This window comes from Aeromonas sp. 19NY04SH05-1 (assembly GCF_040581895.1).
In the GTDB taxonomy this organism is placed as follows: Bacteria; Pseudomonadota; Gammaproteobacteria; order Enterobacterales; family Aeromonadaceae; genus Aeromonas; species Aeromonas enteropelogenes.
Genome location: NZ_CP095328.1, coordinates 3,258,083 through 3,284,513 on the forward strand (window position 1 = coordinate 3,258,083; position 26,431 = coordinate 3,284,513).

27 protein-coding genes and 2 tRNA genes are annotated in these 26,431 nt (G+C 58.9%); 16 read left to right on the forward strand and 13 right to left on the reverse strand.

Annotation, left to right across the window (positions count from 1 at the left end):
* Positions 1-3: 3 nt before the first annotated feature.
* The 6 genes from trpD to MRK42_RS14925 all read left to right on the forward strand — a co-directional run bounded on the left by trpD (position 4) and on the right by MRK42_RS14925 (position 8,134).
* Complete coding sequence (gene trpD / locus MRK42_RS14900) at positions 4-1,032, forward strand: anthranilate phosphoribosyltransferase (protein WP_338610769.1); 1,029 nt, start codon at positions 4-6, stop codon at positions 1,030-1,032.
* Positions 1,032-2,528, forward strand: coding sequence for a bifunctional indole-3-glycerol-phosphate synthase TrpC/phosphoribosylanthranilate isomerase TrpF (gene trpCF / locus MRK42_RS14905; protein WP_338612493.1), 1,497 nt, complete (start codon positions 1,032-1,034; stop codon positions 2,526-2,528). The genes trpD and trpCF overlap by 1 nt, the downstream gene beginning before the upstream one ends.
* Positions 2,529-2,608: 80 nt before the next feature.
* The gene (gene trpB / locus MRK42_RS14910) at positions 2,609-3,802 is read left to right on the forward strand and encodes a tryptophan synthase subunit beta (RefSeq protein ID WP_005302900.1); all 1,194 of its coding nucleotides are present in this window, start codon (positions 2,609-2,611) and stop codon (positions 3,800-3,802) included.
* Positions 3,799-4,605, forward strand: coding sequence for a tryptophan synthase subunit alpha (trpA, locus tag MRK42_RS14915; RefSeq protein ID WP_279461853.1), 807 nt, complete (start codon positions 3,799-3,801; stop codon positions 4,603-4,605). Before trpB ends, trpA begins: the two co-directional genes overlap by 4 nt.
* 1,061 nt (positions 4,606-5,666) lie before the next feature.
* The gene (locus MRK42_RS14920) at positions 5,667-6,530 is read left to right on the forward strand and encodes a pentapeptide repeat-containing protein (RefSeq protein ID WP_338610775.1); all 864 of its coding nucleotides are present in this window, start codon (positions 5,667-5,669) and stop codon (positions 6,528-6,530) included.
* 803 nt (positions 6,531-7,333) lie between these two features.
* Positions 7,334-8,134: a hypothetical protein gene (locus MRK42_RS14925; protein ID WP_338610777.1), complete on the forward strand. Its 801-nt coding sequence runs from the start codon at positions 7,334-7,336 to the stop codon at positions 8,132-8,134.
* A 55-nt stretch (positions 8,135-8,189) separates the two neighbouring features.
* Here MRK42_RS14925 and MRK42_RS14930 read toward each other — a convergent pair whose 3' ends face one another.
* Positions 8,190-8,756 carry a metal-dependent hydrolase gene (locus tag MRK42_RS14930; RefSeq protein WP_338610779.1) on the reverse strand — a complete coding sequence of 189 codons (567 nt, stop codon included), beginning with the start codon at positions 8,754-8,756 and terminating at the stop codon, positions 8,190-8,192.
* Between the two features lie 370 nt (positions 8,757-9,126).
* Here MRK42_RS14930 and MRK42_RS14935 point away from each other — a divergent pair, with 370 nt between their 5' ends.
* The 4 genes from MRK42_RS14935 to MRK42_RS14950 all read left to right on the forward strand — a co-directional run bounded on the left by MRK42_RS14935 (position 9,127) and on the right by MRK42_RS14950 (position 11,724).
* Positions 9,127-9,330: a helix-turn-helix domain-containing protein gene (locus MRK42_RS14935; RefSeq protein ID WP_230599148.1), complete on the forward strand. Its 204-nt coding sequence runs from the start codon at positions 9,127-9,129 to the stop codon at positions 9,328-9,330.
* Positions 9,314-10,630 (forward strand): HipA domain-containing protein, encoded by a 1,317-nt coding sequence (locus MRK42_RS14940; protein ID WP_338610781.1) that lies wholly within the window; start codon positions 9,314-9,316, stop codon positions 10,628-10,630. The genes MRK42_RS14935 and MRK42_RS14940 overlap by 17 nt, the downstream gene beginning before the upstream one ends.
* Positions 10,631-10,727: 97 nt before the next feature.
* On the forward strand, positions 10,728-10,970 hold the full coding sequence (locus MRK42_RS14945) for a DUF3297 family protein (RefSeq protein ID WP_005302916.1): 243 nt from the start codon (positions 10,728-10,730) through the stop codon (positions 10,968-10,970).
* Between the two features lie 193 nt (positions 10,971-11,163).
* Complete coding sequence (locus MRK42_RS14950; protein WP_338610783.1) at positions 11,164-11,724, forward strand: beta/gamma crystallin-related protein; 561 nt, start codon at positions 11,164-11,166, stop codon at positions 11,722-11,724.
* 69 nt (positions 11,725-11,793) lie between these two features.
* On the opposite strand, the gene MRK42_RS14955 is transcribed toward MRK42_RS14950, so the two are convergent.
* From MRK42_RS14955 to MRK42_RS14990, 8 genes are all read right to left on the reverse strand, one after another.
* Positions 11,794-12,237, reverse strand: a complete 444-nt coding sequence (locus MRK42_RS14955) for an inhibitor of vertebrate lysozyme family protein (protein ID WP_338610785.1) — start codon at positions 12,235-12,237, stop codon at positions 11,794-11,796.
* Between the two features lie 148 nt (positions 12,238-12,385).
* A complete protein-coding gene (locus MRK42_RS14960; RefSeq protein WP_042072942.1) occupies positions 12,386-13,597 on the reverse strand; it encodes a NupC/NupG family nucleoside CNT transporter in 1,212 nt (403 codons plus the stop codon).
* A gap of 347 nt (positions 13,598-13,944) precedes the next feature.
* Positions 13,945-14,370 carry a glutaredoxin-dependent arsenate reductase gene (gene arsC / locus MRK42_RS14965; RefSeq protein WP_338612494.1) on the reverse strand — a complete coding sequence of 142 codons (426 nt, stop codon included), beginning with the start codon at positions 14,368-14,370 and terminating at the stop codon, positions 13,945-13,947.
* A gap of 61 nt (positions 14,371-14,431) precedes the next feature.
* Positions 14,432-15,496: an ACR3 family arsenite efflux transporter gene (arsB, locus tag MRK42_RS14970; protein WP_338610788.1), complete on the reverse strand. Its 1,065-nt coding sequence runs from the start codon at positions 15,494-15,496 to the stop codon at positions 14,432-14,434.
* 101 nt (positions 15,497-15,597) lie between these two features.
* Positions 15,598-17,361, reverse strand: a complete 1,764-nt coding sequence (arsA, locus tag MRK42_RS14975; RefSeq protein ID WP_338610790.1) for an arsenical pump-driving ATPase — start codon at positions 17,359-17,361, stop codon at positions 15,598-15,600.
* Positions 17,362-17,407: 46 nt separating this feature from the next.
* Complete coding sequence (gene arsD / locus MRK42_RS14980; RefSeq protein ID WP_338610792.1) at positions 17,408-17,776, reverse strand: arsenite efflux transporter metallochaperone ArsD; 369 nt, start codon at positions 17,774-17,776, stop codon at positions 17,408-17,410.
* Between the two features lie 4 nt (positions 17,777-17,780).
* Positions 17,781-18,149, reverse strand: coding sequence for a helix-turn-helix domain-containing protein (locus MRK42_RS14985; protein ID WP_042027661.1), 369 nt, complete (start codon positions 18,147-18,149; stop codon positions 17,781-17,783).
* Positions 18,150-18,332: 183 nt separating this feature from the next.
* On the reverse strand, positions 18,333-18,728 hold the full coding sequence (locus MRK42_RS14990; protein WP_042027662.1) for an META domain-containing protein: 396 nt from the start codon (positions 18,726-18,728) through the stop codon (positions 18,333-18,335).
* A gap of 158 nt (positions 18,729-18,886) precedes the next feature.
* Here MRK42_RS14990 and MRK42_RS14995 point away from each other — a divergent pair, with 158 nt between their 5' ends.
* Positions 18,887-19,366, forward strand: a complete 480-nt coding sequence (locus MRK42_RS14995) for a hypothetical protein (protein ID WP_268856355.1) — start codon at positions 18,887-18,889, stop codon at positions 19,364-19,366.
* A 3-nt stretch (positions 19,367-19,369) separates the two neighbouring features.
* Here the strand turns inward: MRK42_RS14995 and MRK42_RS15000 are convergent, their stop codons facing one another.
* Together MRK42_RS15000 and MRK42_RS15005 are read right to left on the reverse strand one after the other, a co-directional pair.
* Positions 19,370-19,849, reverse strand: coding sequence for a putative 4-hydroxy-4-methyl-2-oxoglutarate aldolase (locus MRK42_RS15000; protein ID WP_216994047.1), 480 nt, complete (start codon positions 19,847-19,849; stop codon positions 19,370-19,372).
* Between the two features lie 39 nt (positions 19,850-19,888).
* A complete protein-coding gene (locus MRK42_RS15005; protein WP_338612495.1) occupies positions 19,889-20,290 on the reverse strand; it encodes a DUF3293 domain-containing protein in 402 nt (133 codons plus the stop codon).
* Positions 20,291-20,687: 397 nt separating this feature from the next.
* Between MRK42_RS15005 and arcA the strand changes: the two genes are divergently transcribed.
* Positions 20,688-21,407, forward strand: coding sequence for a two-component system response regulator ArcA (gene arcA, locus MRK42_RS15010; RefSeq protein WP_026456262.1), 720 nt, complete (start codon positions 20,688-20,690; stop codon positions 21,405-21,407).
* 195 nt (positions 21,408-21,602) lie between these two features.
* Here arcA and MRK42_RS15015 read toward each other — a convergent pair.
* Positions 21,603-21,677, reverse strand: a tRNA-Gly gene (locus MRK42_RS15015).
* Positions 21,678-21,769: 92 nt separating this feature from the next.
* A tRNA-Gly gene (locus MRK42_RS15020) sits at positions 21,770-21,843 on the reverse strand.
* Positions 21,844-22,044: 201 nt separating this feature from the next.
* On the opposite strand from MRK42_RS15020, the gene cydD reads away from it, so the two are divergent.
* The 4 genes from cydD (at position 22,045) to MRK42_RS15040 (ending at position 26,411) form a co-directional block, all read left to right on the forward strand.
* Positions 22,045-23,814 carry a cysteine/glutathione ABC transporter permease/ATP-binding protein CydD gene (gene cydD, locus MRK42_RS15025; RefSeq protein WP_225634416.1) on the forward strand — a complete coding sequence of 590 codons (1,770 nt, stop codon included), beginning with the start codon at positions 22,045-22,047 and terminating at the stop codon, positions 23,812-23,814.
* On the forward strand, positions 23,807-25,552 hold the full coding sequence (cydC, locus tag MRK42_RS15030) for a cysteine/glutathione ABC transporter ATP-binding protein/permease CydC (protein ID WP_338610800.1): 1,746 nt from the start codon (positions 23,807-23,809) through the stop codon (positions 25,550-25,552). The genes cydD and cydC overlap by 8 nt, the downstream gene beginning before the upstream one ends.
* Before the next feature lie 97 nt (positions 25,553-25,649).
* The gene (gene rcsF, locus MRK42_RS15035) at positions 25,650-26,018 is read left to right on the forward strand and encodes an Rcs stress response system protein RcsF (protein ID WP_026456265.1); all 369 of its coding nucleotides are present in this window, start codon (positions 25,650-25,652) and stop codon (positions 26,016-26,018) included.
* Positions 26,019-26,021: 3 nt separating this feature from the next.
* On the forward strand, positions 26,022-26,411 hold the full coding sequence (locus tag MRK42_RS15040; protein ID WP_338610803.1) for a DUF488 family protein: 390 nt from the start codon (positions 26,022-26,024) through the stop codon (positions 26,409-26,411).
* The last annotated feature ends 20 nt before the right edge of the window (positions 26,412-26,431 follow it).

The following is a 26,431-nucleotide window of genomic DNA, read 5'->3' on the forward strand; positions in this document are numbered from 1 at the left end:
AACATGCATCATCATCTCAACACCCTCTATCAGGGACAGTCTCTTACCCGCGACGCCGCCCGTGACGCCTTTAGCCAGGTGGTGCGCGGCGAAGTGGACCCCATAGTACTGGCAAGCCTGCTGACGGCGCTGAAACTCAAGGGGGAGACCCCGGAGGAGATCGCCGGCGCCGCCGAGGCCCTCTTGGCAGAAGCGCGCGACTTCCCGCATCCGGATTACGCCTTCTGCGACATCGTCGGCACCGGGGGCGATGGCCTCAACACCATCAACGTCTCCACCACCTCGGCGCTGGTGGCCGCCGCCTGCGGCCTGAAAGTGGCCAAGCACGGCAACCGCTCGGTCTCGAGCAAGTCGGGTTCGAGCGATCTGCTCGACAAGATGGGCATCAAGCTCGACATGAGCCCGGCGCAGGCGCGCCGCTGCCTTGACGAGCTCGGCATCTGCTTTCTGTTCGCCCCCCAGTACCACGCCGGGGTCCGCCACGCCATGCCGGTGCGTCAGGCCCTCAAGACCCGCACCCTGTTCAATGTGCTGGGGCCGCTCATCAACCCCGCTCGCCCCACCTATCAGCTGATGGGGGTCTATGCCCCCGAGCTGGTGCGCCCCATCGCAGAAACCCTGCTGGCACTGGGGCTGAAAACCGGTATGGTGGTGCACGGCGCAGGCCTTGACGAGATTGCCATCCACGGCCCGACCCAGGTGGCCCAGATCCGTGACGGCGAGATCCGCGAATTTCTGCTCACCCCGGCTGACTTTGGCCTGGAGACCTACCCGGTCAGCGCCATTCAGGGCGGGGAGCCTGAAGAGAACCGCGCCATCACCGCCGCCATTCTGGAAGGGCGTGGCACCCCTGCCCACAACGCAGCCATCGCCGCCAACGTGGCACCGCTGCTGCTGATGGCAGGCAAGGCGAAGGATCTCAAGAGCGCGGCTGCCGAGGTGCTGGCGGTGCTGGCAAGCGGCAAGACGGCGGAGCTCGCCGCTCGCCTCGCCACTTTGAGCCATCAGGAAGCGGGCCATCAGGAGGCATGATGTCAGCCACCATGTCGCATAACAGTCATTCAGAACGCCCGCAGGGCAAGAGCCAGCTTCGCAAGGATAACGAGATGTCAGACCTTATTGCCCCCCATGCTTTTCTGAACATGGCCTCCATCAGCCAGACCATTCTCGGCAAAATCGTGGCGGCCAAGCAGGAGTGGGTCGCCGCCCGCAAGCTGGCCCAGCCGCTGGAGAGCTTCGAGAGCGCGCTGACCCCAAGCGATCGGGATTTCGTCGGGGCGCTCAAGGCGGGCTCCACCCGCTTTATTCTGGAGTGCAAGAAGGCCTCCCCCTCCAAGGGCTTGATCCGCGACGATTTCAGCCCGGAGGCCATCGCCGACATCTATGGCAAATACGCCACTGCCATCTCGGTGCTAACCGACGAGAAGTTCTTTCAGGGGGATTTTGCTTATCTAAGCCGGGTGCGCAGTCGCGTCAGCCAGCCGGTGCTCTGCAAGGATTTCATGATTGACCCCTATCAGGTCTATCTGGCCCGCCACTATCAGGCGGACGCCATCCTGCTGATGCTCTCTGTGCTCACCGACGAGGGCTATCGCGCCCTGTTCGCAGTGGCCAAGGAGCTGGGCCTTGGCGTGCTCACCGAGGTGAGCAACGAGGAGGAGCTGACCCGCGCCATCGCGCTGGGGGCGCCGGTGATTGGCATCAACAACCGGGACCTGCGGGATTTGAGCGTCGACCTCGCCCGCACCAAACAGCTGGCCAAAGACATTCCAAGCGATCGGGTAGTGATCAGCGAGTCCGGCATCAACCACCGCGCTCAGGTGGCGGATCTGCGCCACCATGCCAAGGGCTTCCTGGTGGGCTCTTCCCTGATGGCCGAGCCGGATCTGGAGGCGGCAGTGCGCAAGCTCACTCTGGGCCAGAACAAGGTGTGCGGCCTGACCCGCGCCGAGGACGCCGCCGCAGCCCATCAGGCAGGCGCGGTATTTGGCGGCTTGATCTTCGTAGCCAAAAGCCCGCGTTATGTGGACATTCCCGCCGCCCGCGCCGTGATGGCGGGCGCGCCGCTCTCTTACGTCGGGGTATTTCGCAACGCCCAGCCCGCCACCATCGTCAAGACGGTGGAGACTCTGAACTTGGCGGCAGTCCAGCTGCACGGGGATGAAGATGCCGCCTATATCGAGACGCTGCGCCCACTGCTACCGGCTGGCTGCCAGATCTGGAAGGCCGTCGGAGTCACAAGTGGTGAGCCGTTGCCCGCCCTCGACTATCCGGCCGATCGCCTGCTGCTGGATACCAAAGTAGGCAGCCAGAGCGGCGGTACCGGTCAGGCGTTCGACTGGGCCCTGCTGGCCCATCTCGATAAAGCCAAGCTGATGCTGGCGGGCGGCCTCAATCCCGACAACGCCCTGCAGGCGGCGCAAGTGGGCTGCCTCGGCCTTGATTTCAACTCCGGGCTAGAGAGTGCCCCGGGCCAGAAGGATGTACACAAGATTGCGGCCGCCTTTGCCGCCCTGCGCCAACTGTAAGCGCGCCCTGTGAGGCCACTACTGAATCACTGTTTCGTCATTGATGTTCCGTTTTCGACTCAAGGTATAAGGAAGAAGCCATGACCCTGCTCAACCCGTTTTTTGGTGAATTTGGCGGCATGTACGTGCCCCAGATCCTCATCCCGGCCCTGCTCCAGCTGGAGAAGGCCTTCGTCGATGCCAAGGATGATCCGGCCTTTATCGCCGAGTTTCAGACCCTGCTGACCGAGTATGCCGGCCGCCCGACCCCGCTCACCCTGACCCGCAATCTGACCAAGGGCACCAAGACCCGCCTCTATCTGAAGCGTGAAGATCTGCTGCACGGCGGCGCCCACAAGACCAACCAGGTGCTGGGTCAGGCGCTGCTGGCCAAGCGGATGGGCAAGAGCGAGATCATCGCCGAGACCGGTGCCGGCCAGCACGGCGTCGCCACTGCGCTGGCCTGCGCCCTGCTCGGCCTCAAGTGCCGGGTCTATATGGGCGCCAAGGATTGCGAACGCCAGAAGCCCAACGTCTTTCGCATGAAGCTGATGGGCGCCACCGTGATCCCGGTGCACTCCGGCTCGTCCACTCTGAAAGATGCCTGCAACGAGGCGCTGCGCGACTGGGCCGCCAACTACGAGTCAGCCCACTACCTGCTCGGTACCGCCGCCGGCCCGCACCCCTTCCCCACTATCGTGCGGGAGTTCCAGAAGATGATCGGTGAAGAGGCCAAGGCCCAGTGCTTCGAGAAGGAAGAACGGCTGCCCGATGCGGTGATCGCCTGCGTCGGCGGCGGTTCCAACGCCATCGGCATGTTTGCCGACTTTATCGATGAGCCGTCGGTGCGCCTCATCGGCGTCGAGCCGGGTGGTCACGGTATCGAGAGCGGCGAGCACGGTGCGCCGCTCGGTCACGGCAGCAAGGGGGTCTTCTTTGGCATGCACTCCTACCTGATGCAGGACAATCAGGGCCAGATCCAGGAGTCCTACTCCGTCTCGGCGGGGCTGGATTTCCCCTCCGTCGGCCCACAGCACGCCCACCTGGCCGCCATCGGCCGCGCCGAGTACCCCTCGGTGACCGACAAGGAGGCGCTGGACGCCTTCCAGGAGCTGGCCAAATCCGAAGGCATCATACCGGCGCTGGAGTCCTCCCACGCGCTGGCCCACGCCCTCAAGATGGCCCGCAGTGAACCGGAAAAAGAGCAGGTGCTCATCGTCAACCTCTCCGGCCGTGGCGACAAAGATATCTTCACCGTCGCTGACATCTTTGAAAAAGAAGGAACCTTGTCATGAACCGTTACGCACAACTCTTCTCCCGTCTGGACGCGGCCAATCAGGGCGCCTTTGTGCCGTTCGTGATGCTGGGTGACCCCACCCCCGAACTCTCCCTGGCCATCGTCGATGCGCTGGTCGCAGGGGGCGCCGATGCCCTTGAGCTCGGCATTCCCTTCTCGGATCCGGTGGCGGATGGCCCCACCATTCAGGGCGCCGCCCTGCGCGCCTTTGCCAGCCACACCACCCCGGACGACTGCTTCGAGCTACTTGGCCGCATCCGCGCCAAGTACCCGCAGCTGCCCATTGGCCTCCTGGTCTACGCCAACCTGGTCTATGTGCGCAAAATCGACGGCTTCTACGAGAAGTGCCAACAGGCAGGCGTGGATTCGGTGCTGGTGGCCGACGTGCCGGTGCAGATGTGCGCCCCCTACAAGGCGGCCGCCGACAAGTTTGGCATCGACAGCATCTTTATCGCCCCGCCCAATGGCGACGCTGAAACGCTCAAGGCGGTGGCGGAGCTCGGCAATGGTTACACCTATCTGGTAAGCCGCGCCGGTGTAACCGGTGCCGAGACCAAGGCCGGCATGCCGGTGGAGGGGCTGATCAATACCCTGCGCGAGTTCAAGGCGCCCCCTGCCCTGCTCGGCTTTGGCATCAGCGAGCCGGCTCAGGTACGTGAAGCCATCGCCGCTGGCGCCGCCGGTGCCATCTCCGGCTCCGCCGTGGTGAAGATCATCGAGACCCACCACCAGAACCCGGAGCATATGCTGACCCGTCTGAAAGAGTTTGTGGAAGGGATGAAGGCCGCGACCAATCGATAGGGGGCGGCATTGGTCAAATGCCATTGGCCATGTCTGCAAAAAGGGAGCCTGATAGGCTCCCTTTCTATTTCCTGCTTGTTGCCGCTCCCTGCGTCTTTGTCCCCTCTCCCCTTGGGAGAGGGGCAGGGTGAGGGAACCCATAATCACCCGGCGTTATCGAATCGTAGGTTCGAATAGCGCAGCGTATTCGGACGTTCGCGATCCGGGCGGAGTTAATCCGAACGCCCGAGCCGGCAGATATTCCTGATGGCATGACTTTGCCAGGGCTCCGCCCTCTACGGGGGTTCGCCCGCCCTTCGGGCCTGGGCGAGTGACTTTGGAAAGACCCACTATCTCTGGCAAATAACACCAAAGGTCTTCTCCCCCGCTTATTCGCCCGACTGACGTCGGGTACCTTCGGCTCACCCTCTTGTCCAACGGCACGCGCCGATGGGCCGTCCATGGCCCAGCGCCGCTCGCTCGGCGTCCTGCCTCGCGGCCTGGACAAGAGGACTCGCCTCAGCGAATAAGAGGGGGGATCAAAACCGTGCCCGCCTGAGGCTATCGTGCAACCATGAACAAGCCCCCTCTCCCCTTGGGAGAGGGCTGGGGTGAGGGAATGGTGCATTTCCAGCCAAACAAGATGCTCACTCAGCCCACGCCTTAATGACTAATTTGTTGATCCAGCACAGATTCCCACCAAAACACGCTTCTCAACGCACCACCCTCCCCCTTAAGATACCCGAATGACAATCAACCTCTCGGAAGAACGCCATGACAGCGATTGTTGCAATCTCGCAGGTTAACAGCAGCGAACTGGGGGCTGTCACTCAGGGGCGGTAGCGTTACCGACGCTTGCTATAGCCAACTTATCCTCTGTGTTTTTACACAGGGGAAATGCCAGAACAAAAGTAGAAGGTAAGTGAATAAGTTCAGGACACCATCGGTTCACCATTAAAATTATGATTTTATTTAAATTTCCTTAGACGGCGATATGGTTCGGACGGAGTTTTATAGAGGGCTCTGTTATCGGATTAGCACCATCTACCATCTACCATCTAATTACAGTTGGGTCATTGTTCATGTTTAAACGAGCATTTCACGAAGCTACTAAGACCGAGATCCGCATAGCAATCTCGGTCTTAATCATTGCAACATTTGTCATCATTTGCATTTCACATACACACTACTCTAAGCCCGATTTCCTAGAAGGTATTCTTGTCGAATCACATGGGATGCTTCTGGATATTCTTGTAATTGGCGTATTTATCCTTTGGCTAAACTCCCACCGATTAAAAACAGATCGTATTGAGCGATTTTTAGAGGAAATTGACGATTTTAGAGAATGGGAATCTCAGGAAGCTTCACAACGCATATCTGGAAATATAAAAAGGCTGAATTTATCTGGCGTAACAAAAATTACGTTAAGCCGCTGTTATCTGCGCGCAGCAGATCTCAGAAGTGTAAATTTAAGTCATTCTCCTATGCATCGCGTGGATTTAGGTAAATCGAGATTGAGACATGCTAGATTGGATTATGTCGATTTAGATACAGCATTTCTTGGAATGTGCGATTTGAGAGCTACTAGTTTTATTTCGGCAAACTTAGAGAGAGTGCGCTTCTTTTTTGCTCGAGCGAATGGTGCAATCTTTACGAAAGCAAACCTTCGGAAAGCCGATATGAAACATGGACAATTCAGAAATGCGGATTTCAAGGAGTGTAATTTTTCTGAAGCAAAACTGACAGGAGCTGACATGGCTGGCGCCGACTTTAGAGGTGCAACAAACCTAAGCATCGAAGAGCTTCTCAAAACAAAAAGCCTCGGCTATGCTCTCTTTGACGTATCAATTGAGAAAGAAATTTTAGAGAAGGCTCCTGATCTGTTGCGTCATTACAAGCCACCCGTAACAAGTTATGCCCAACAAGGCACTCCAGCTAACTCCTAGCTGCGGCGAGTCAACTTTTAACAACTACTATCCCACTTGACCCAGAAGCTCCCCCAACACTCTAGGTAATTGAGCTTGAAGTTAGGCGACATAGCATAGGAGAGTGCCATGAGTATCATTGATAAGTGCACGTACACAATTTCGTGTGAGGTATGTGGTTCATCTGAAGAAAAATCAATCTTGGATAAGGGTTCGGGCTGGAATGGCTCATCGTGGCAAAGCCCACCCACATTTACAAAATTTGTAGTTTCTTGGCAGGGAAATGGTGGCGATGAGGAGCCGAACCTAGCGAGTGCGGCATGCGCTCAGTGCGGAAAATCGGCACATGTAACCTCACGGTACTCACAATAGCAGTATTACCGCCCAATAATTCACTACACAGCCAATAGCTCAGACACGTCCCCCCGAGCTAAAATACTAGCGGTGAAAGGAAATTATCCAAAACCCTAGATATTCCTAGCATAAAGAAACATTGATAGCACTTGTGTTACGCATATTGCCATAGCAAACTTGGCAGCAAGCAGCCCAACAAATCTATCAGATACCATACCTATTGACACAAAACATATCATTACAGTACTTAACGGCTTTCAGGGTTTGCATCTTAAATAGAATACAATTAATAAAAATTACTACAGCCTGTAAATTAGGCATGATATATAATAACTAGAATATTCATGATGTCATTAAGAAGCAAAATCCGCCAATACATGAATTAATAAAACAAGAACAATCACATTTTCACCATTAATATGGAAAACTGTAATAAAATGACTTGCCCACATTTAAATGAAAATATAACCATGAAAAAAAATGTCATTACTGACAAGAACTTCTTATTTTCATTGAGCACTGATAAATCATTAATCCTCCAAAATGAATATAAATTCCTAATATGTGAGGACCTGTTGTATGAATCTGTGAAAGATGAATCAGAAAAACGCGCAAAAATATTTTCAAAATTAGGTAGACCATACATTGACTATGAGTTCATACCTATTATTCCAAAACTAATTAAATTTGAAATAACTTATAATAAACCCTGTGCAAAACCAAGTTCTCATATAGAAAAACGCGACTATTCAATCAATGATATTTTAGCTAACAAATCAATTAAAATAACATCAGAACAGCAACGGGTATTACGAGACTTGGAAGATGATTACTTAAGGCAACTAGAATTTATTATTAAAGGTTTTTGCGGTTATTTTAAACAAAATAGTCAGCGCGATGCCACATCTCATATGAAGTCGTTACTTGATGGTAAAATAAATGATGATGAGTATATAAATGGTATCATTAAAGAGCATGAGATATATGGTGCAAAACTACCAACCTTAAGTTTCTTCACCAAAGAATCTATCTGTTATAGATATTTCCAAGTTCATGAGCTTTGGAAAACTGATTTAAGAATGCGTTATCAGCAATTTGAAGACATATATGGCAATCCGAAAGTAATATTAAAAATAAAACATGATTATCATGATTTGAACTATTTAATACTTGCACTCCTTGAGCGTGGCTTCGCAACAAATGAAAAAAAGTTAATTGAATGGTTCAAATTACTAGGTGACAAAGAAAATTTAATAATAACCAACAGCTAACAAATGGAAAATCAGGCCCCCCATTTTTCTGAGTAATGTATAGCATAGCCAGCATTCAAAAAGATGGGAGTCTCATTGTTGTCCGTTTTGACTCGGTCCAACCAAGGTATTCTCGCGCCACCAACCCTATAATAACCAAAACTCCCGGCAGCCATACCCAGTAGAGCTCGGAGAGGATCACCGCTTCGCCTCGGGCGGTGAGATAATCCTCCAGCTTGAAGGGGGCAACCCGGATCACCTGCCAGGGGGCGAAGAAACGATCGTCACGCCACGGCCAGAGCCAGCCAATCCCCTTGCCGCCAGTGGTGAGGGAATCGAGCAGGCTGTGAGAGAGCAGAGAGACCAGCAGAAACGACCAGACGGTGGTGGCGCTGGCCCTTAACTGGCGGTGAAACAGCATAGCCAGCGTGGGCAGGGCAAAGGCGAACAGCAGGGAGTGGGTAAAGCCACGGTGGCCAAAGACATGGCCGTAAGCGACCCCCAACTTGAAAGCGAGCACATCGGCATCGGGCAGCATGGTGATGGCCACCCCCGCCAGCAGCAGGCGTGGCGGAATAATCCGGCTGCCAAGCCCGAGTCCAAGGCAGAGAGGTACGGCGGCGTGAGTGACTATGGTGGGCATAGAATAAAGCTCCAAGTGAAGATGTAAGCCTACCCTACCCCCGCTCGGTGAAGTGAAGGTGAAGTGCAATGCTGCTCTGCACACAACATCCTCCCGGCCCCTCTATCATCTCCCAGACCCTCCCTAACCACCTTTTCTGTTCTAAAAGGTGAACACCTCTACACTTTTTTATCGAAAACAACGCTGAGACTATAAAAAGTGCACCATCGTACACTTTTTGTTGCTGTTTGCTCTTACCATGAGCTAAGGTGTAACAACCTACACTTTTTCCGTGATCATGATGACAGATACACCGTTGCCAACCGGCACGAAAGAACTGGATCCCGCCTCGCTGGGACTGGCGATACGGGAGAGACGCAAAGCAGCCAAGATGACCCAAGAGGTGACGGCCTCACTGTGCGGCATCTCCAAGAAAACCCTGATCAAGATTGAAAAAGGGGGGGATGTCTACCTCTCGACCCTGCTGCAGGTGATGAAGGCGCTGGGACTGAGGTTGCAACTGGTGCAAGAAGCGGGATCACAGGTAATGAGCAGCTACAGCCAACCAGAGGTCGGTGATGATGAATGGTTCTGAGCACCATCGGCTGGAACTTAGGCTGGGTAATCAGCTGATCGGCCATCTCGAATATGACTCCAACCGGGATTCGTTTCAGCTCGGCTATCTGCCAGAGTGGCAAGCGCGCGGATTCCCACTCTCACCGCCACTGGCATTGGATGGCTCGGCCAGCAGCGCTCAGATCCGGGCGTATCTCGGCAACTTACTGCCAGAAAATCGCGGGCTGGATCATCTGATTGAGGTGCTCTCCGTTTCGCGCAGCAATCTCTTTGCCCTGATCCACGGTATCGGCCGCGATGTATCCGGGGCTGTCACCTTCACCCTACCCGCAGAGCCCGACATTCCCACCCGGTTTCGCCCCATCACACCAGAGGAGTTGATGCTGCGCCTCGATCAACCCGAGATCTGGCCGCTGGAAGTCTGGGATGGCCGCCCCCGACTCTCGGTTGCAGGTGTGCAGGCCAAACTCAACCTGCTGCGACTCGAGGGGAGGCTAGGATTTGGCGAAGGTGAACTCTGTTCAACCCACCTCCTCAAGTTCGAGCATCACCCTCATCTGGTGATCAATGAATTTGTAACCATGCAGCTGGCCGCACAGCTTAGCATGCCGGTGGCGCGGGTCGAACTGCATACTGTGGGTCAGGGTGAGAAGTCCCACAGAAGCTTGCTGGTGGAACGGTTCGACCGTCGTCTTGATGAGGATGGCATGAGGGTCCGCCGTCGCCACATGATCGATGCCTGTCAGGGGCTGGGATTCCCCCTCGCCCGAAAATATGAACGCAACTTCGGTGATGGTCGGGACGTGGCCCATATTCGGGAAGGGGTGAGCCTGCCACGGCTGTTCAGCCTTAGCGCTCTCTGCGTCAATCCGGCGCAGGCCAGACTGGACATGCTGCAATGGCTGCTCTTCAACCTCTGCGTCAACAATCACGATGCCCACGGCAAGAACTACAGCTTCTTCGTATCAAAAGCAGGGCTGACGCCCACCCCTTGGTACGATCTGGTCAATGTGGGGCTTTACCCCGAGTTCAACCAGCATCTGGCCATGGCCATAGGCGACGAATTTGCTCCCGAGGCGATCAACGCATGGCAGTTGCTGGAGATGGCCGAGGCATGTGACCTGCCCGAACGCCTGCTGCAACAGACCTTGCAGAAGATAGCCAGCGACATCCTCCACCATTTGGATGTCGCTATAGCCATGGTCGAGACAGACCATCCCGCCGAGCTGGATTATCTGGCACGCTATCAAGATGACGTTGAGCGCCGTTGCCACCATTTTCAGGAGCAGGCGGGGCTGTTGCCCGAACTGCAGCTATAGCCGGACCTAGTCCACCTCATGGGACGCAGCCCAGCCTTGAGCCCATGGCGGGCATTGCCTACAATGACCCACTTTTTATCAAACTCAGGTAAATAAAATGAGCGACAACAAACCGGCCCTGCCCGACCGCCTGGCGGCCAACCCGCGCAGCCCGCACCATGTGGCCGAGTGCTTCCAGCACGAGATCGGCATTCGCGTGAACGGCAAGGAGCGCACCAATGTCGAGGAGTACTGCATCAGCGAAGGTTGGGTGAAGATCCCCTCCCCCAAGGCCAAGGATCGCTACGGCAACCCCATGCTGATCACCGTCAAGGGCACCGTCGAGGCTTTCTACGCCTAAGCCCGCCATGGCTCCACCCCTGACAAGGGGCTGAGATCCCAAAACACCGGCCTTGCGCCGGTGTTTTGTTTCAGGGCCCCTGTGACACGCCAAGGGGCGGGCAAGAGTTGTCGCAACCCATCCAAGTCCCTCTTGCATCGCTCTGGCGCCTCGGCAATCCTTGCCGCCCTTCTGTCAGTTTCAAGACCTTTCCATGAACAAACTGTTTACCCTGTTTACGCTATTGACCCTGGCGGGGATGGCCCGCGCCGATATCCTGATCAACCCCAATATCGTGGTCGCCAATGGTGGCCAGGGTTACGGGGGCGGACGCATCCATGTCTGCACTTTGACCCCCTTCAATAGCGTCTATGCCGATGCGGGGCGCAGCGAATGGTTGGCGCGCCAGAAGGTGAGCCGCCGCTGCCAGCAGGGCCAAGGCAACAACAGCCTGTTTTGCGAACCGGCCAAGGCTAGCTGCATCACCACCACACTCGATGAGAGGCTGGACGAGAGCGACGATGCCAGCACCCTGTTGGTATTCGATGGCGCCCGCCAACGCGGCGAGTCCCTCAGCATCGACCGGGATATCCCGGATCTGGCCCGCTACGGCTTTGCCAACCGCATCTCCTCCTTCACCGTGCCGGCTGGCTGGGTGGTGCGCTTCTTCGAGGAGACCGATTTTCGCGGCGGCTACTACACCCGCAAGGGCGGCGAGCAGGAGGCGACCGACTTCAACAACCGCATCAAGTCGGTGCGGATCCTGAGCCGTTAGACCGGAGCCGCATCGCCCCGTGCGCCATAAAAAACCTCTGCCCGGGCAGAGGTTTTTTATTTTCGATGCTTACTGCCAGTTGGGGTCGGCCTCAACCTGCTTCATCAGGGCGGCCTGCATCCCCTTGTCCGGCTGGCCGAGCCAGGTGTAGCGGGCGAATTTGGTCGGGGTTTCGCGGGCGGCGTCGCTATCCGGCAGATCAATCAGCACGCCCCACACCCGCTTGGCCCTGGCATCCACCAGCAATTGCATGTAGTGGCTGGCGCAATCGTGGGGTTTGCAGACCGAACCACTCTGATAAGGGGTGCCGGCCACCACCTCAAGGGGCGTACTGGTGCCGCTGCCTGTACGCACCCACTTGGGCAGGTTCTTGATGCCGTCCGTCGCCTTGGCCCAGGGGGCCTTGAAGTCCGGCGAGAGCAGCAGATCCGAGGTATAGGTGGCGGCGGCAAACGCCGGCGCAACACCAGCCAGCAGCAGGGAGATCGCAAAAGCGCGAGAGAGACGGGTCATGGAAACTTCCTTCTTAGGTAATGCCTGAAGCACCGTCACGCAACTCTCTCCTCTCCCCGCTGACAATTGCCAAGTAATCCCTTCCCCCCTTAAAAACAACACCCCGCCGCGTCGGGTGGCGGGCGGGGTGTTGTAGCGCACAACTCTATCAGGCCAGGGAGACGAAGATCCCCGCCAGAGTGGCGCTCATCAGGTTAGCCAGGGTGGCGGCCAGTACGGCGCGCAGGCCCATGCTGGCCACATCGTGGCGGCGCTCAGGGGCCAGGGTACCGATGGAGCCAAGCTGCACCGCAATCGATCCCAGGTTGGCAAAGCCGCACAGGGCGAAGGTGATGATGATCTGGGAGTGGGCGCTCAACTGATCCTTGATGGTGGCGAAGTCCAGATAGGCGACGAACTCGTTCATGATCACCTTCTGACCGATAAGCGATCCTGCCGCCATCATCTCGTCAGCCGGCACACCAATCAGCCAGGCCACCGGGGCAAACAGGTAACCGAGCAGCTGCTGCAGGGTAAGTGCGCTCCAGCCGAACCACTCGCCGACCATGGTGAGGCCAGCATTGATCATGGTGATGACGCTGACGAAGGCCAGCAAGATGGTGCCGATGGCCACGGCGATCTTCATGCCGTTCATGGCACCGCCCGCCAGGGCATCGATGGCGTTGCTGTAGTCGCTCTTGTCGAGGGTGATCTCGTCCTGCTCGCGCACCCGCTCCTGCTCGGGCACCAGGAGCTTGGCCATCAAGAGGCCACCCGGCGCCGCCATAAAGGAGGCAGCGATAAGGTATTTAAGCTCCACGCCAAGACCGGCGTAGCCGCCCAGCACCGAGCCCGCCACCGAGGCCATGCCGCAGGTCATCACCGCAAAGAGCTCGGAGCGGGTCATGCCAGCCAGGAAGGGGCGGATCAGCAGCGGAGATTCCCCCTGGGAGAGGAAGATATTGCCGGTGGCCACCAGGGATTCGGCGCGGCTGGTGCCGAGCAGGCGGTGAATGCCGCCACCCAGCACCCGGATCACCCACTGCATGATGCCGAAGTGATAGAGCACGGCGATCAGCGCGCTGATGAAAATAACCAGCGGCAGCACCCGCACGGCGAAGATAAAGCCGTTGGTCGCCAGATCGCCGAACACGAAGCGGATGCCGCTGTCGGCAAAACCGAGCAGGGCGGAGACGCCGTTGCTCATGGCACCGAGCATGATTTGACCGGGGGGGAAATAAAGCACCAGAGCGGCAAAGCCGGTTTGCAGGGCAAGCGCCCCCAGCACGGTTCGCCAACGGATGGCACGGCGGTTTTCACTCGCCAGCCAGGCGATAAACATCAGGGCCAGCATACCGACCAGACTCAATAACAGTGTCATCTTGCACCTATGAAGAGAGGAGTTTCATACGGCAAGTCTGCAGACGGGTGTCGCGAGACGGTCAGGCGGGAGGCGGCCGACCCACGCGACACACAGACCACAAACCTACAGGTTAGTGGCGGGTCCCATCCTGGGGTCATTCACGTTCCGGGTGACAGCATGTATCGGGTGACGCCAGCGCCGTCGCGAGGAGAAATGCGGCCGGGTGGCAGGTCGGGCGGCGATGGTACAGTGATTGGCATCACAGAAAAAGCGGTAAAACGATTGGCTGGGGCAACTTTTTCAAAAAGGGCACGAGTCCCACCCGAAACAGGGTAAAACCCGGCCCGTCGAAGGGGTTTAAGGGGTTACTTGAGGCGCTTGCCCTGCTCGTCCACCACCTGTTCGCCATCTTCCTTTGCAAAGGCCCCTTTTTGTTGATCGGGCAATATATCGAGCACCACCTCGGATGGGCGGCACAGTCTGGTGCCGAGGGGAGTGACCACGATGGGGCGGTTGATCAGGATCGGGTGGGCCAGCATGGCGTCGATCAGCTCGTCATCGCTGAAGCGATCTTCCGCCAGCCCCAGCGCCTCGTAGGGGGGCACGTTCTTGCGCAGCAGCTCGCGAACCGGCATCCCCATGGCGGCGATCAGGCCCACCAGCTGATCGCGGGAGGGGGGCGTCTCCAGATAGTGGATGACGGTCGGCTCGACGCCGCTGTTGCGAATAAGCTCGAGGGTGTTGCGGGAGGTGCCACATTCCGGATTGTGATAGATGGTGATTGCACTCATTGGCATGTCTCTCATGACTCAAGTGGATAGAAAATGGATAGCATCAGTTAGCGGCCATCTGTTAACGGCTTAGCCCCGCTTCGTACCAGGGTTTGCTGGCGTTGACGATGCGTACCACCAATAGCATGACCGGCACCTCGATCAGCACCCCGACCACGGTGGCGAGCGCTGCGCCGGAGTGAAAGCCGAACAGGCTGATAGCAGCGGCCACCGCCAGCTCGAAGAAGTTGGAGGCGCCGATCAGAGCGGAGGGACAGGCCACCGAGTGCTTCTCCCCCACCTTGCGGTTAAGCCAGTAAGCCAATCCCGAATTGAACAGCACCTGGATCAGGATCGGCACCGCCAACAGGGCGATGACCAGCGGCTGCTCCATGATGGCGTTGCCCTGAAAGGCGAACAGCAGCACCAGGGTGAGCAGCAGGGCCGCCACCGACCAGGGCTGGATGCGGGTCATGACGTTGTCAAAATGGGCCTCTCCCTTTTTCAGCAAGGCCTTGCGCAGCAGCTGGGCGATGATCACCGGGATGACAATGTAGAGCACCACGGAGGTGAGCAGGGTATCCCAGGGCACCACTATGCTGGAGACCCCGAGCAGCAGGGCCACCAACGGGGCGAAGGCAAACACCATGATGAGATCGTTCACCGCCACCTGCGACAGGGTGAAGTAGGGATCGCCGTTGGTGAGGCGACTCCAGACAAACACCATAGCGGTGCAAGGGGCCGCCGCCAGCAGGATCAGCCCCGCCACATAGCTGTCGAGCTGATCCGCCGGCAGCCAGTCGGCAAACAGCACCCGGATGAAGAGCCAGCCGAGGAAGGCCATGGAGAAGGGCTTGACCAGCCAGTTGATGAAGAGAGTGACCCCAATCCCCTTGAGGTGCCCCTTCACCTGATGCAGGGCGCCAAAGTCGATCTTGAGCAGCATGGGGATGATCATCACCCAGATGAGCAGTCCCACCGGCAGGTTGACCTTGGCCACCTCCATGGCGCCGATGGCCTTGAAGAGCTCGGGCAGGCCCTGCCCGAGTCCAACCCCCACCAGAATGCAGAGGGCCACCCAAGCGGTGAGGTAACGTTCAAAAAAGCCAATCGCCGGTTGGCTCTTGACATCACAGGTTGTAGACATGAGGGCTCCCGATGCGGTCATCCCGCATCTCTTTCGTTAACGACAAATGTTCATCAGCCCAGGCCACGCGGCCGGGGCCCTTGTTCAGTGGTGCTGACTGTTCAGTGGTGCTGGCAGAGGCGGTGCAGGGCATCCGCCCCCACCGGCTCCTCGGCAAGCAGCGGCACCACGGCATAGCGGTTGGCATGCTGCCGCTCGACCGCCTCGACATGGGGCTGCTGGCGCTCGGCCCGCCGCAGCAACAGAGGGGAGCTCACCTCGCTCTGCTGCAAGCTGTGGTTGACCAGCCAGGCCCAGGGCTCGATGCCGGCGCGGCGCAGATCGGCCTGCAGATTGGCCGCCTCCTGCACCGGGGTGGGCTCGGGCAGGGTGACGATCAGCACCTTGGTCTTTTTGGGGTCCTGCAACTGCATCATGGGAGTAGTGAAGTGCAGCCCCTTGCCCCCCATCTGGCGGGCAATCTCCCTGTGGTAGGCGCCGGTGGCGTCGAGCAGCAGCAGGGTGTGGCCGGTGGGGGCGGTATCCATCACCACGAAGCGCCTGCCCGCCTCGCGGATAATGCGCGAGAAGGCCTGAAACACGGCGATCTCCTCGGTACAGGGGGAGCGCAAGTCCTCCTCCAGCAGCGCCCGCCCCAGCTCATCCAGCGCAGCCCCCTTGGTGGCCAGCACCTGGGCACGATAACGCTCGGTCTCGGCGCGGGGATCGATGCGGCTCACCTCGAGATGGGGAAGTGTGCCAGCCAGCGTCTCACTCAGGTGCGCGGCCGGATCCGAGGTGGTGAGGTGCACCGGCAGGCCGCGGCTTGCCAGCTCCACCGCCACGGCGGCCGCCAGGGTGGTTTTACCCACCCCACCCTTGCCCATCAGCATGATGAGGCCATGACTGTCGGCGGCCAGCTCATCCACCAGGGTGACCAGCTCGGGCTGGGTGCCCTGGAGAGGGGATGAAGCAGCAGGGGCCAACTCGCCAACCACCTGAGACTGCAGCAGCTGGCGCAGGCTCTCTAGCCCCACCAGATTGGTGGCCAGCAGCGGCACCTGATCCCGGGCCAGCTCCTTTATGTTCTGCGGCATGTCGGCGAGGGCCTGCTGCTCACGCCGCCAGAGGGCCTGTGCCAGCCCGTCACCCGCGATGGCCGCCTCGGGGAAGAGGCCGTTGATCACCAGCTGCTGATTCGCCAGGCCGATGGCAGCCAGCTCCTCATGGGTGCGGGATACTTCCCGTAAGGTCGAACCCTGGGCCCGCGCCACCAGTACCAGCCGGGTTTGCGTACTGTCACAGAGCGCGGCGACGGCCTCAGCATACTGGCTGCGCTGCTTCTCCAGTCCCGCCAACGGGCCCAGGCAGGAGGCATCCCCCTTGCCCTGCGCCAGAAATTCGCTCCAGGCCCCCGGCAGTTGCAACAGGCGGATGGTATGGCCGGTGGGGGCGGTGTCGAAGAGGATGTGGTCATACTCCGAGCGCAACGCCTGGTCGGTGAGCAGGGCAGTGAATTCGTCAAAGGCGGCGATCTCTGTGGTACAGGCGCCGGAGAGCTGCTCTTCTATGCTGCGCACCACGCTCTCTGGCAATTTGCCGCGCACCGGCCCGACGATCCGCTCCCGATAGGCTTTGGCCGCCGCTGGGGGATCTATCTCCAGCGCCGACAGGCCAGGTACCGCCGCGATGGCGGTAATGCGATTGCCGATCCCGGTGGCAAACACCTGCCCCACGTTGGAAGCGGGATCCGTGCTCACCAGCAGCACCCGCTTGCCGGCATCGCACAGGGCGACCGCACTGGCGCAGGCCAGCGAGGTCTTGCCCACCCCGCCCTTGCCGGTGAAAAAGAGAAACGGCGGCGGACTGCTTAGAAACTGGTACATAGACTCTCCTGTCGGCTCAAGGGCATAGCTCCGGAACTCTCTGTGTTTAGCAGCAACCGCTACCAGGACGGCAGCCACCTTTCACTATGCCCTTGATGGTGGCCTGCGGCGCGGGCAGCCCGGCATAGCGGGCCAGCTCGCTGCGGCTCGGATAACGGCCGGTCAGTACCACCTGACCATCCACCAGCACCAGCGGCAACCCTTCCTCACCGGCGTGGGTCAGAAAGGCGCTGACCGCCGCCGTCTCGGCAAACTGCAGCGGCTGCTGGGCCAGATTGAAACGCTCGATGGCAACGCCCTGCTCCCTGGCCCAGGCCAGATCCGCAGCGAAGGTGACCAAGGCCTGATCGACCTCGGTGCCGCAGACACCGCTGGCACAGCAGAGCGCAGGGTCAAAAATCTGGATGACTGACATGGCATTACTCCTTGTTGCAGCAAGGCTGCGCGGGCAAAACATGGGGGGAGCAAGTGGACTCGGCGCGCATCACGCCACACGCCTCCGGGTGGCCGGCGCAGCACTCCTCGGTGAGATAGCCGATAAGATCCAGCATCAGGGGAATATTGGCGCGGTAGCGCAGAAAACGTCCCTCCTGCTCCACCGACAAGAGGCCGGCATTGAGCATCGCTTTGAGATGAAACGACAAGGTGTTGGGGGCGATGTCGAGCTCGCTGGCCAGTTCTCCGGCCACCTTTCCCTCCAGCCCGGCCTTGACCAACAGGCGCCACACATCGAGCCGGATGCCGGATGCGAGCGATTCGAATACCTTGGTGGCCACTTCTCTATTCATCTTGATCCCTCGGCTGCAATCTTTATTTCAACTATACAAGAATTATTGAAATGATCAATTTACCGACACAACCAAACAAGACTCTCATCGCGGAAACAAAGCGGCCCAGTTACGACGAGATATGCCAGAAACAGCAACGCCCTCCAAAAGGAGGGCGTTGCCACGGCCGAAAAACCGGCGTCGTTACTTGGCCGGCACGGCGTTGAAGGTCAGCAGCTCCGCCTTGTTGGCATCGCTCAGGGTAAGCTGGTTGCCATTGATGGTGTAGCTGGCAACCTTCTCCAGAGTCTGCAGGTACTCCATCTCCTTGCCCATCTGATCCCCGATACACATCATGCGGGTAGCCCCCATGGGGCCCAGCGCCAAGACACCGTCACCCTGCTTGGTGATGGCGCCAAAAAAGCGGTTGCAGGCGCCCTTGCCCGCCACCTTGCCGTCTGCAACATGCAAAGTGAAGGTATCGCCGGTTGCACCTTGCAACTGCCAATCAGATGCCTGCAGTTGAGCCATGTTGGAACCCGTTGCCACGGCGCAGCCTCCCAGGGCCAGAGCGGCCAGTAATATCAGCTTCTTGCTCATGAATTCACCTCTTAATGATTAGAACTATCAATTCGACCGCCTGTTTACCACGGTATGGGACTCAGGCCAACGAAATTTATTGTGATCCGAGTCCCCTTTACTAACAGCTGGCATGTGCCATGCTTGGATCCAGTTCCGGACCCATGGAGGGGAAACGAATGGTCAGATCGCTCATCATCACGCTGCTTGCATCCTGCGCCAGCATGGCCGTTCAGGCCGCCGACTGGGATCTCTTCAAGCAGGAGTCGGACCCCGCGCTTTACATGAAGAGCTACTCCGGGGTGCTGCTCAATCAGCAAGCTCATCACAGCGACAGTTTTGATCTCTGGCTGGTCAACAGCGGCTATCAGTACCCGGTGATGGACGATATGACAGTTTTCATGGAGGCCGGCCCGGCGGTGGCGGATCAGAACCGCCAATCCGGCTTCAACATGAGCTCGGGGGTGCGCTACCAGATCTCCCCCTCCATCCATATTGGCAGCCAGATCACCCACTTGGCACTCGACCAAGAGAGCACCCTGCTGGAACTCAACTCCAGCCTGCTGCTGACCCCCAGACTCTCCCTCACCGCCAACTATGGCATTGGCGCCTTTACGGCCGAGCAGGCACTCACGTTAGGGGTCGGCTTTACCTTCTGATCGTCATAGCAGCGGTGTGGCACTCACTACCACGCCGTTACGATCCGCGTAGACATAATCCCCTTCGTGAATGGTCACTCCGGCAAAACTGACCACGGCGCCGAGTTCCCCCTGTCCCCGCTTCTCGGTCTTGACCGGACAGGCCGCCAGCGCCTTGACCCCGAGCGCCAGGGTCGCCAGAGTCCCCACATCCCGGGCGGCACCGTGGATCAAAATACCTTCCCACCCCTGCTCCACCGCCTTGATAGCCAGCTGATCCCCAAGCAGGGCGCGGCGCAAGGAGCCGCCACCGTCGATCACCATCACCTGCCCCTGGCCAGGGCGCGTCACCAGCTCCCGCACCAGGCTGTTGTCTTCGTAACAGGAGAGGGTAACGGCGCGGCCGTAGAAGATATCCTTGCCGCCAAAATCCTGAAACACGGGGTCGGCCACTTGCAGTACATCACCGTGCTGATCGCAGAGGTCGGGCAGTAGATCCAGCATGATTTGATTCCTTTCAGATGCATGAAGGTGTTCATTCTTTCATCGGATTAGCGTTCTGGCAATCCAGTAGGATTCAATATTGCCTAAACAAACTGCTGTGTTTTCAATCAATACCGGTACCAGCCAAAGCTGCCCTTCCTCTACCCAGTAGAGGGCATTCTGGCCGAAACGGACCGCCAGCTCGCAGGCCCGCGCCAGCGGCAACGCCACCGCCAGCGATGACTCGCGCCACTGCTCATCAGGGGAAGATCCCCACAAGGGGCCGGCTACGCTCTCCCCTTCCAGTTGCCGCCACAAGGCCCTTTCACGGCGCAGGTTGCGACGTTCACTCACCGACTGACTGGCAGGATTCCAGGCGGTGATAATGGCAAAAGCAGGCCAGGGAGGCGGCTCAAATGGCGCAATAAAGCGGATTTTCTTGTAGTTTTCCCACAAAATCATGTCAATCACATGTTACATTCCATTACATTTAATAGGGGTAAAAATCGTCATCAGGCCAAGTATCATGCTGTGAACTTGGGGTTTGACCTATATCAAAACAGAGTTAAAAAGTTGCTATCTGACAGCAAAGAGTGTTGTTATGCTCCTGTTAACTGATAAAATACCGCAACTTTCCGTCATGGATGACCTTTCCGGGCTTCTCTTTATCAGATTTGTTGGGAGCCAAAATGTGGCACAGGGATGTTTGCCAATGCTGATGCCAAATTCGCGATATTCCGACCTGACTCTCATACCCAGGATGACGTAATTAATTTTCAGGATCAGTCAGGAATTCGGCTTGATACGCCAAAGAGTGTTAAATTTAAGATAATTAACTGATAAGAATCTGGGAATTTTCATGCAAACACCACACATTCTGATCGTCGAAGACGAACTGGTCACCCGTAACACCCTGAAAAGCATCTTTGAGGCTGAAGGTTATGTCGTGCTCGAGGCCAACAATGGCGACGAGATGCACCAAGCCCTCACTTCCCACACCATCAATCTGGTGATCATGGACATCAACCTGCCGGGCAAGAATGGCCTGTTGCTGGCCCGTGAACTGCGTGAAAACGACAACATCGCCCTGATGTTCCTGACTGGCCGCGACAACGAAGTGGACAAGATCCTGGGTCTGGAGATCGGTGCTGACGACTATATCACCAAGCCGTTCAACCCGCGCGAGCTGACCATCCGTGCCCGCAACCTGCTGAGCCGCACCATGAATGTGGCCGCTGGCGGCGAAGAGAAGAAGCTGGTCGAGCGTTACCTGTTCAACGGCTGGGCACTGGACATCAACAGCCGTGCCCTGGTCAGCCCCACCGGCGATATGTTCAAGCTGCCGCGCTCCGAGTTCCGCGCCATGCTGCACTTCTGCGAAAACCCGGGCCAGATCCAGACTCGTGCCGAGCTGCTCAAGAAGATGACCGGCCGCGAGCTCAAACCCCACGACCGTACCGTGGACGTGACCATCCGCCGCATTCGCAAGCACTTCGAGAGCGTGGGCGACACCCCGGAGATCATCGCCACTATCCACGGCGAAGGCTACCGCTTCTGTGGCGAGCTGGAGCAGGAATAAGGCTCTTTGCAACGCATTAGGAAAAGGCGCCCTCGGCGCCTTTTTCATTTCTGCACTACGGATTTCATCCCTTCGCAACCAAGCAGGTAGGGGAAATAGCTCACCCTGGTCACATGGCCGGAAAGCGAAATATAGAAGCATGGACGAGAGAAAAGCAAAAAGCCCACTCGCAGGAGTGGGCTTTTGACTGGAAGCTGGAGCGGGCAGCGGGAATCGAACCCGCATCATCAGCTTGGAAGGCTGAGGTAATAGCCATTATACGATGCCCGCCTGGCATCAAAACTCGTTCTGGTGTGAGGAAAAACCCACGACAGACAGCCTGTTGGCTGGGGTGACAACAGCCTTGGCTGCCATCTGGAATTTGGAGCGGGTGATGGGAATCGAACCCACGTATGCAGCTTGGGAAGCTACCGTTCTACCATTGAACTACACCCGCGTCAGGGCTCCTACTATATGCATTTTGCCGCCGAGCGCAATGCTACCTCCGTCAATTTTTTCAATAAATCAATCTGTTCGGACAAGGATTGAACAGGCGGTTGCTTTTTCAGCCAAACATTTAGAACACAGATAATTTACAAGGTTGCCAAGGCCAAACGGCAAGGATAGTCTTGCGCCACTCGACGCGAGGATGGTGGTAATGGATAAAAAAACGCAAAAACGTCTCTATGGCTGGTTGCGCAAGCAATCGAGTCACGGTCGCCGCTGGATCGGCCTCTCCATCGCATTTGGCCTGGGCCAGGGCGTGCTGATGGTGGCGCAGGCCTGGCTGCTGGCGACCCTGTTACATGGCTTCATCATCGAAGGGTCGACTCCGGAGCAATCCATCCCGCTCTTTATTACCCTGCTGCTGGTGACCCTCGGCAAGGCAGTGCTGGCCTATGGCCGCGAAGTGGCCAGTTTTCAGGCGGGCAGCGCAGTGCGCCAGACCATCCGCGAGCTGGTGCTCACCCGCCTCGGCCGGCTCGGCCCTGCCTATATCCAGCGCCGCCCGGCCGGCAGCTGGGCCAGCTTGCTGCTGGAACAGATTGAAAACATGCAGGATTTCTTCTCCCGCTATCTGCCACAGATGGCCATCGCCGTCTTTATACCTTTAGTGATCCTGGTGGCCGTGTTCCCGGTCAACTGGGCCGCGGGCCTTATTCTGCTGGGTACGGCGCCGCTTATTCCGGTCTTCATGATCCTGGTGGGGGTCGGTGCCGCCGATGCCAACCGCCGCAACTTCCAGGCGCTGGCCCGTCTCTCCGGCCACTTCCTCGATCGCCTCAAGGGCCTGCGCACCCTGCAGCTCTTCATGCGCACCCAGGCGGAAGGGGAAGCCATTCGCGATGCCTCGGAAGATTTTCGCGAGCGCACCATGGAGGTGCTGCGCCTGGCGTTTCTCAGCACCGCCGTGCTGGAGTTCTTTGCCGCTCTCTCGGTGGCTCTGGTGGCCGTCTACTTTGGCTTCTCCTATATCGATCACCTCAATTTTGGCCACTATGGCAACAAGGTGACCCTCTTTACCGGCCTGTTCGTGCTGTTCCTCGCCCCCGAGTTCTACGCGCCCCTGCGCGAGCTCGGCGCCCACTATCACGCCAAGGCGCAGGCCATCGGCGCCGCCGAACAGCTGCTGGAATTTCTCGAGGCCGAGGTGAGTGAACCGGCCTCCGGTCACGCGCCCTTCCATGCTGACAACCCCATCCGGGTGGAGGCGCGCGCTCTCGAGGTGTTGAGCGCCGAGGGCAAGGTGCTGGTCGGTCCAATCGATTTCACCCTGGAAGCGGGTTCACGCACCGCCCTTATCGGTGTCAGCGGCGCGGGCAAGAGCTCGCTGGTCAACGCCCTGCTCGGCTTTGCCCCCTATCGTGGCGAGCTCAAGGTCAACGGCCAGGAGCTGGCTACCCTCGACATGAGCCAGTGGCGCCTGCAACTGGGTTGGCTCTCCCAGAACCCCCAGCTGTTCCACGCTTCCTTGCGGGATAACCTGTTGCTGGCCAAGCCATCGGCCAGCGACGCCGAGCTGGAAGATGCCCTGAAACGGGCCCAGGCGTGGGAATTTGCCATGGAAAAAGGGCTCGACTATCCGGTGGGGGATCAGGCCGGAGGCCTCTCCGTCGGTCAGGCCCAGCGCCTGGCGCTGGCCCGTACCCTGCTCAAATCCACCCAGCTAATGGTGCTGGATGAACCCACCGCCAGCCTGGATCGCCACTCCGAGCGCGCCATCATGACCACGCTGGAGCAGGCCATGGCCGATCAGACCCTGTTGATGATCACCCACCGCCTCGATCAGCTCACCAAGATGGACAAGATCCTGGTGCTGGAGCGCGGCAAGCTGGTGGAAGAAGGCAGCTTCCAGCAACTCAGTACCGCGCAGGGGCCCTTTGCCCGCCTGCTGTCCCAACGTAACGAGGGTTCTCTCGATGACTGATCTCTTGCCGTTTCTGCGCCTTTACCGCCAGCACTGGCTCAGCCTCTCCATCGGTCTGTTGCTGGCGCTGGTTACCCTGGCGGCCGGGATGGGGCTCTTGTCGCTCTCCGGCTGGTTCCTCTCCGCCGCCGCCGTGGCGGGGATGGCGGTCGCCACCCGCGATCACTTCAACTACATGACGCCGGCAGGCGGGGTGCGCTTCTTCTCCATCATCCGCACCGCCGGACGCTGGGGTGAGCGGGTAGTCAGCCACGATGCCACCTTCCGGGTACTGACCCGGTTGCGGGTCTGGTTCTGGCAAAAGCTCTCGCCCCTTGCCACCGGCGCCCTGGCCGGTTTTCGCCAGGCGGATCTGCTCAACCGCCTGGTGGCCGACATCGATGCGATGGACCACGTCTACCTGCGCCTGCTCACCCCCATAGGGGCGGCCCTGCTCAGCAGCGCCGGCCTGGTGCTCTTCCTCTCCTTCTTTGACAGCGAGCTGGCCCTCACCCTGGGCGCCATCCTGCTGTTTGGCATGATTGCCCTGCCGCTGGTGTTCTACTTCCTCGGCCGCAAGCCCGGGCAGGCGTTGATTGCCGAAAAATCGAGTCTGCGTACCCGCATGGTGGACTATCTGGACGGTCAGGCCGAGCTGCAGATGTTCGCCGCCGCTCCCAAGGCCCTTGGCGAGCTGCAACAGGCAGAACAGGCCCTGCTGCGCGCCCAGGCCCGCATGGCCAGGGTGAGCGGACTGGCCAATGCCTCGGTGCAACTGCTCAGTGGCTGGACCCTGACCCTGATGCTGTGGCTGGCTGGCCATGGCGTGGCGGGAGCGACGCCGGATCCCATCACAGCGCTGATGGTGTTTGCCACCCTGGCGAGCTTCGAGGCCCTGATGCCACTGGCCGGCGCCTTCCAGCACCTCTCCACCAGCCTCACCTCGGCCCGCCGCCTCAGCGAGATCCTGCAGGAGGCCAAGGCTCCCGAATGGGGGGATGAGGAGCGTCACGCTCCCCAGGGCGCCCTGCAGATCAACGACCTCTATTTCGGCTACCCCGGCAACCCCCATCCGGTGCTGCGCGGTTGCACCCTGCAACTGCACGCCGGCGAGAAGCTGGCGCTGCTGGGCCAGACCGGCTGCGGCAAGTCCACCCTGATGGGACTGCTGACCCGCGAATGGAGCCCGCAAGCGGGCAAGATCCTGCTCGATGGCAAGCCGCTGACCGCTTACAGCGAAGGGGCGCTGCGCGCCTCCATCTCGGTGGTGAGCCAGCGGGTGCACCTGTTTGCCGATACCCTGCGCGGCAACCTCAAGCTCGCCGCCCCCGACGCGAGCGACGAACAACTGGTCGAGGTACTGAACCGGGTCGGCCTTGGCAACCTGCTGGAGGATGATGAAGATCTGAGCGATACCGGCCTCAATGCCTGGCTCGGAGATGGCGGCCGACCGCTCTCCGGCGGTGAGCGGCGCCGCATCGGCATTGCCCGCGCCCTGCTGCACGACGCCCCGCTCTGGTTGCTGGACGAGCCGACCGAAGGGCTCGACAGCCAGACCGAGCGGGAGATCATGGCGCTGCTGTTCGAGCTGGGGGCGGATCGCACCCTGCTGCTCATCTCCCACCGCCTGCTGGGGCTGGAGCGGATGGACAGGATCGCTCTGATGGAAGAGGGCCAGATCCGCCTGTGTGCCCCCCACCAGGCCCTGCTGGCCGACGATTATTACCGCAGCCTGCACCAGCGGCTGGCGCCGGTCTGACCGGGGTCACACCCTGACGCCATGGCGCGAGAGGGGACTGGTCGCCACCGACGACTGGCCCCTATAATGTCCTCTCCTTATTCGACAAGATGCTGATATGAAACGCCTGATCCTGATGATGCCCCTGATTGCCTCCGGCTGTGCCAACTACGCCTTCAACAGCAATCTGGATAAAGAGAACTTCGACGACTATTTCAAGCCGGGCGGCGTTCGTATTTACGAACAAAACGAGCTGGCCGACCTCAACTATCTCTACCTCGGCACCGTCGAGGGGGAGTCCTGCCAGGCCGATACCAACCAGCCGCAGCCCAATGCTGGCGATGCCCGTACCCAGGCCCGCCGTCACGCCGCCGACATGGGTGGCAATGGCGTGACCATCGACAAGTGCGCCGAGTTCAGCGACACCCCGGGCTGCCTGAAGCAGGTGATCTGCTACGGCCAGGCACTGAAAGTCGCCGAGGAGTAAGCCATGGCGCTGGCTATCGTCCGCCTCGGCACGCCCCGCCTCCCTGATGAGGGGTTGCGGGTGGGTACCGTGCGCCGCCCGCCTCGCGGGGTGCCCAAAGACAAGTTTGCCAGCCAGAACTGGTATGACGTCTGGTTCCCCAACCTTGCCCCCAGCAGCGAGACCATGAAGCTGGGTCAGGGCGCCGAGACACAGGCCCAGTGGGCGGCGTTTTGCAAGCAGTACAAGGCCGAGATGGCAACGCCCGCGGCCAGACACGATCTGGCGCTCCTGGCCGCACTCTCCCACACCACCAACCTGTCGGTGGGCTGCTACTGCGAGCAGGAGTCCCGCTGCCATCGCACCATCTTGAAGGAGCTGCTGGTCGCCGCCGGCGCCAACCTGCGCCCGTAAGCAAGCTCCTGGGCACCATC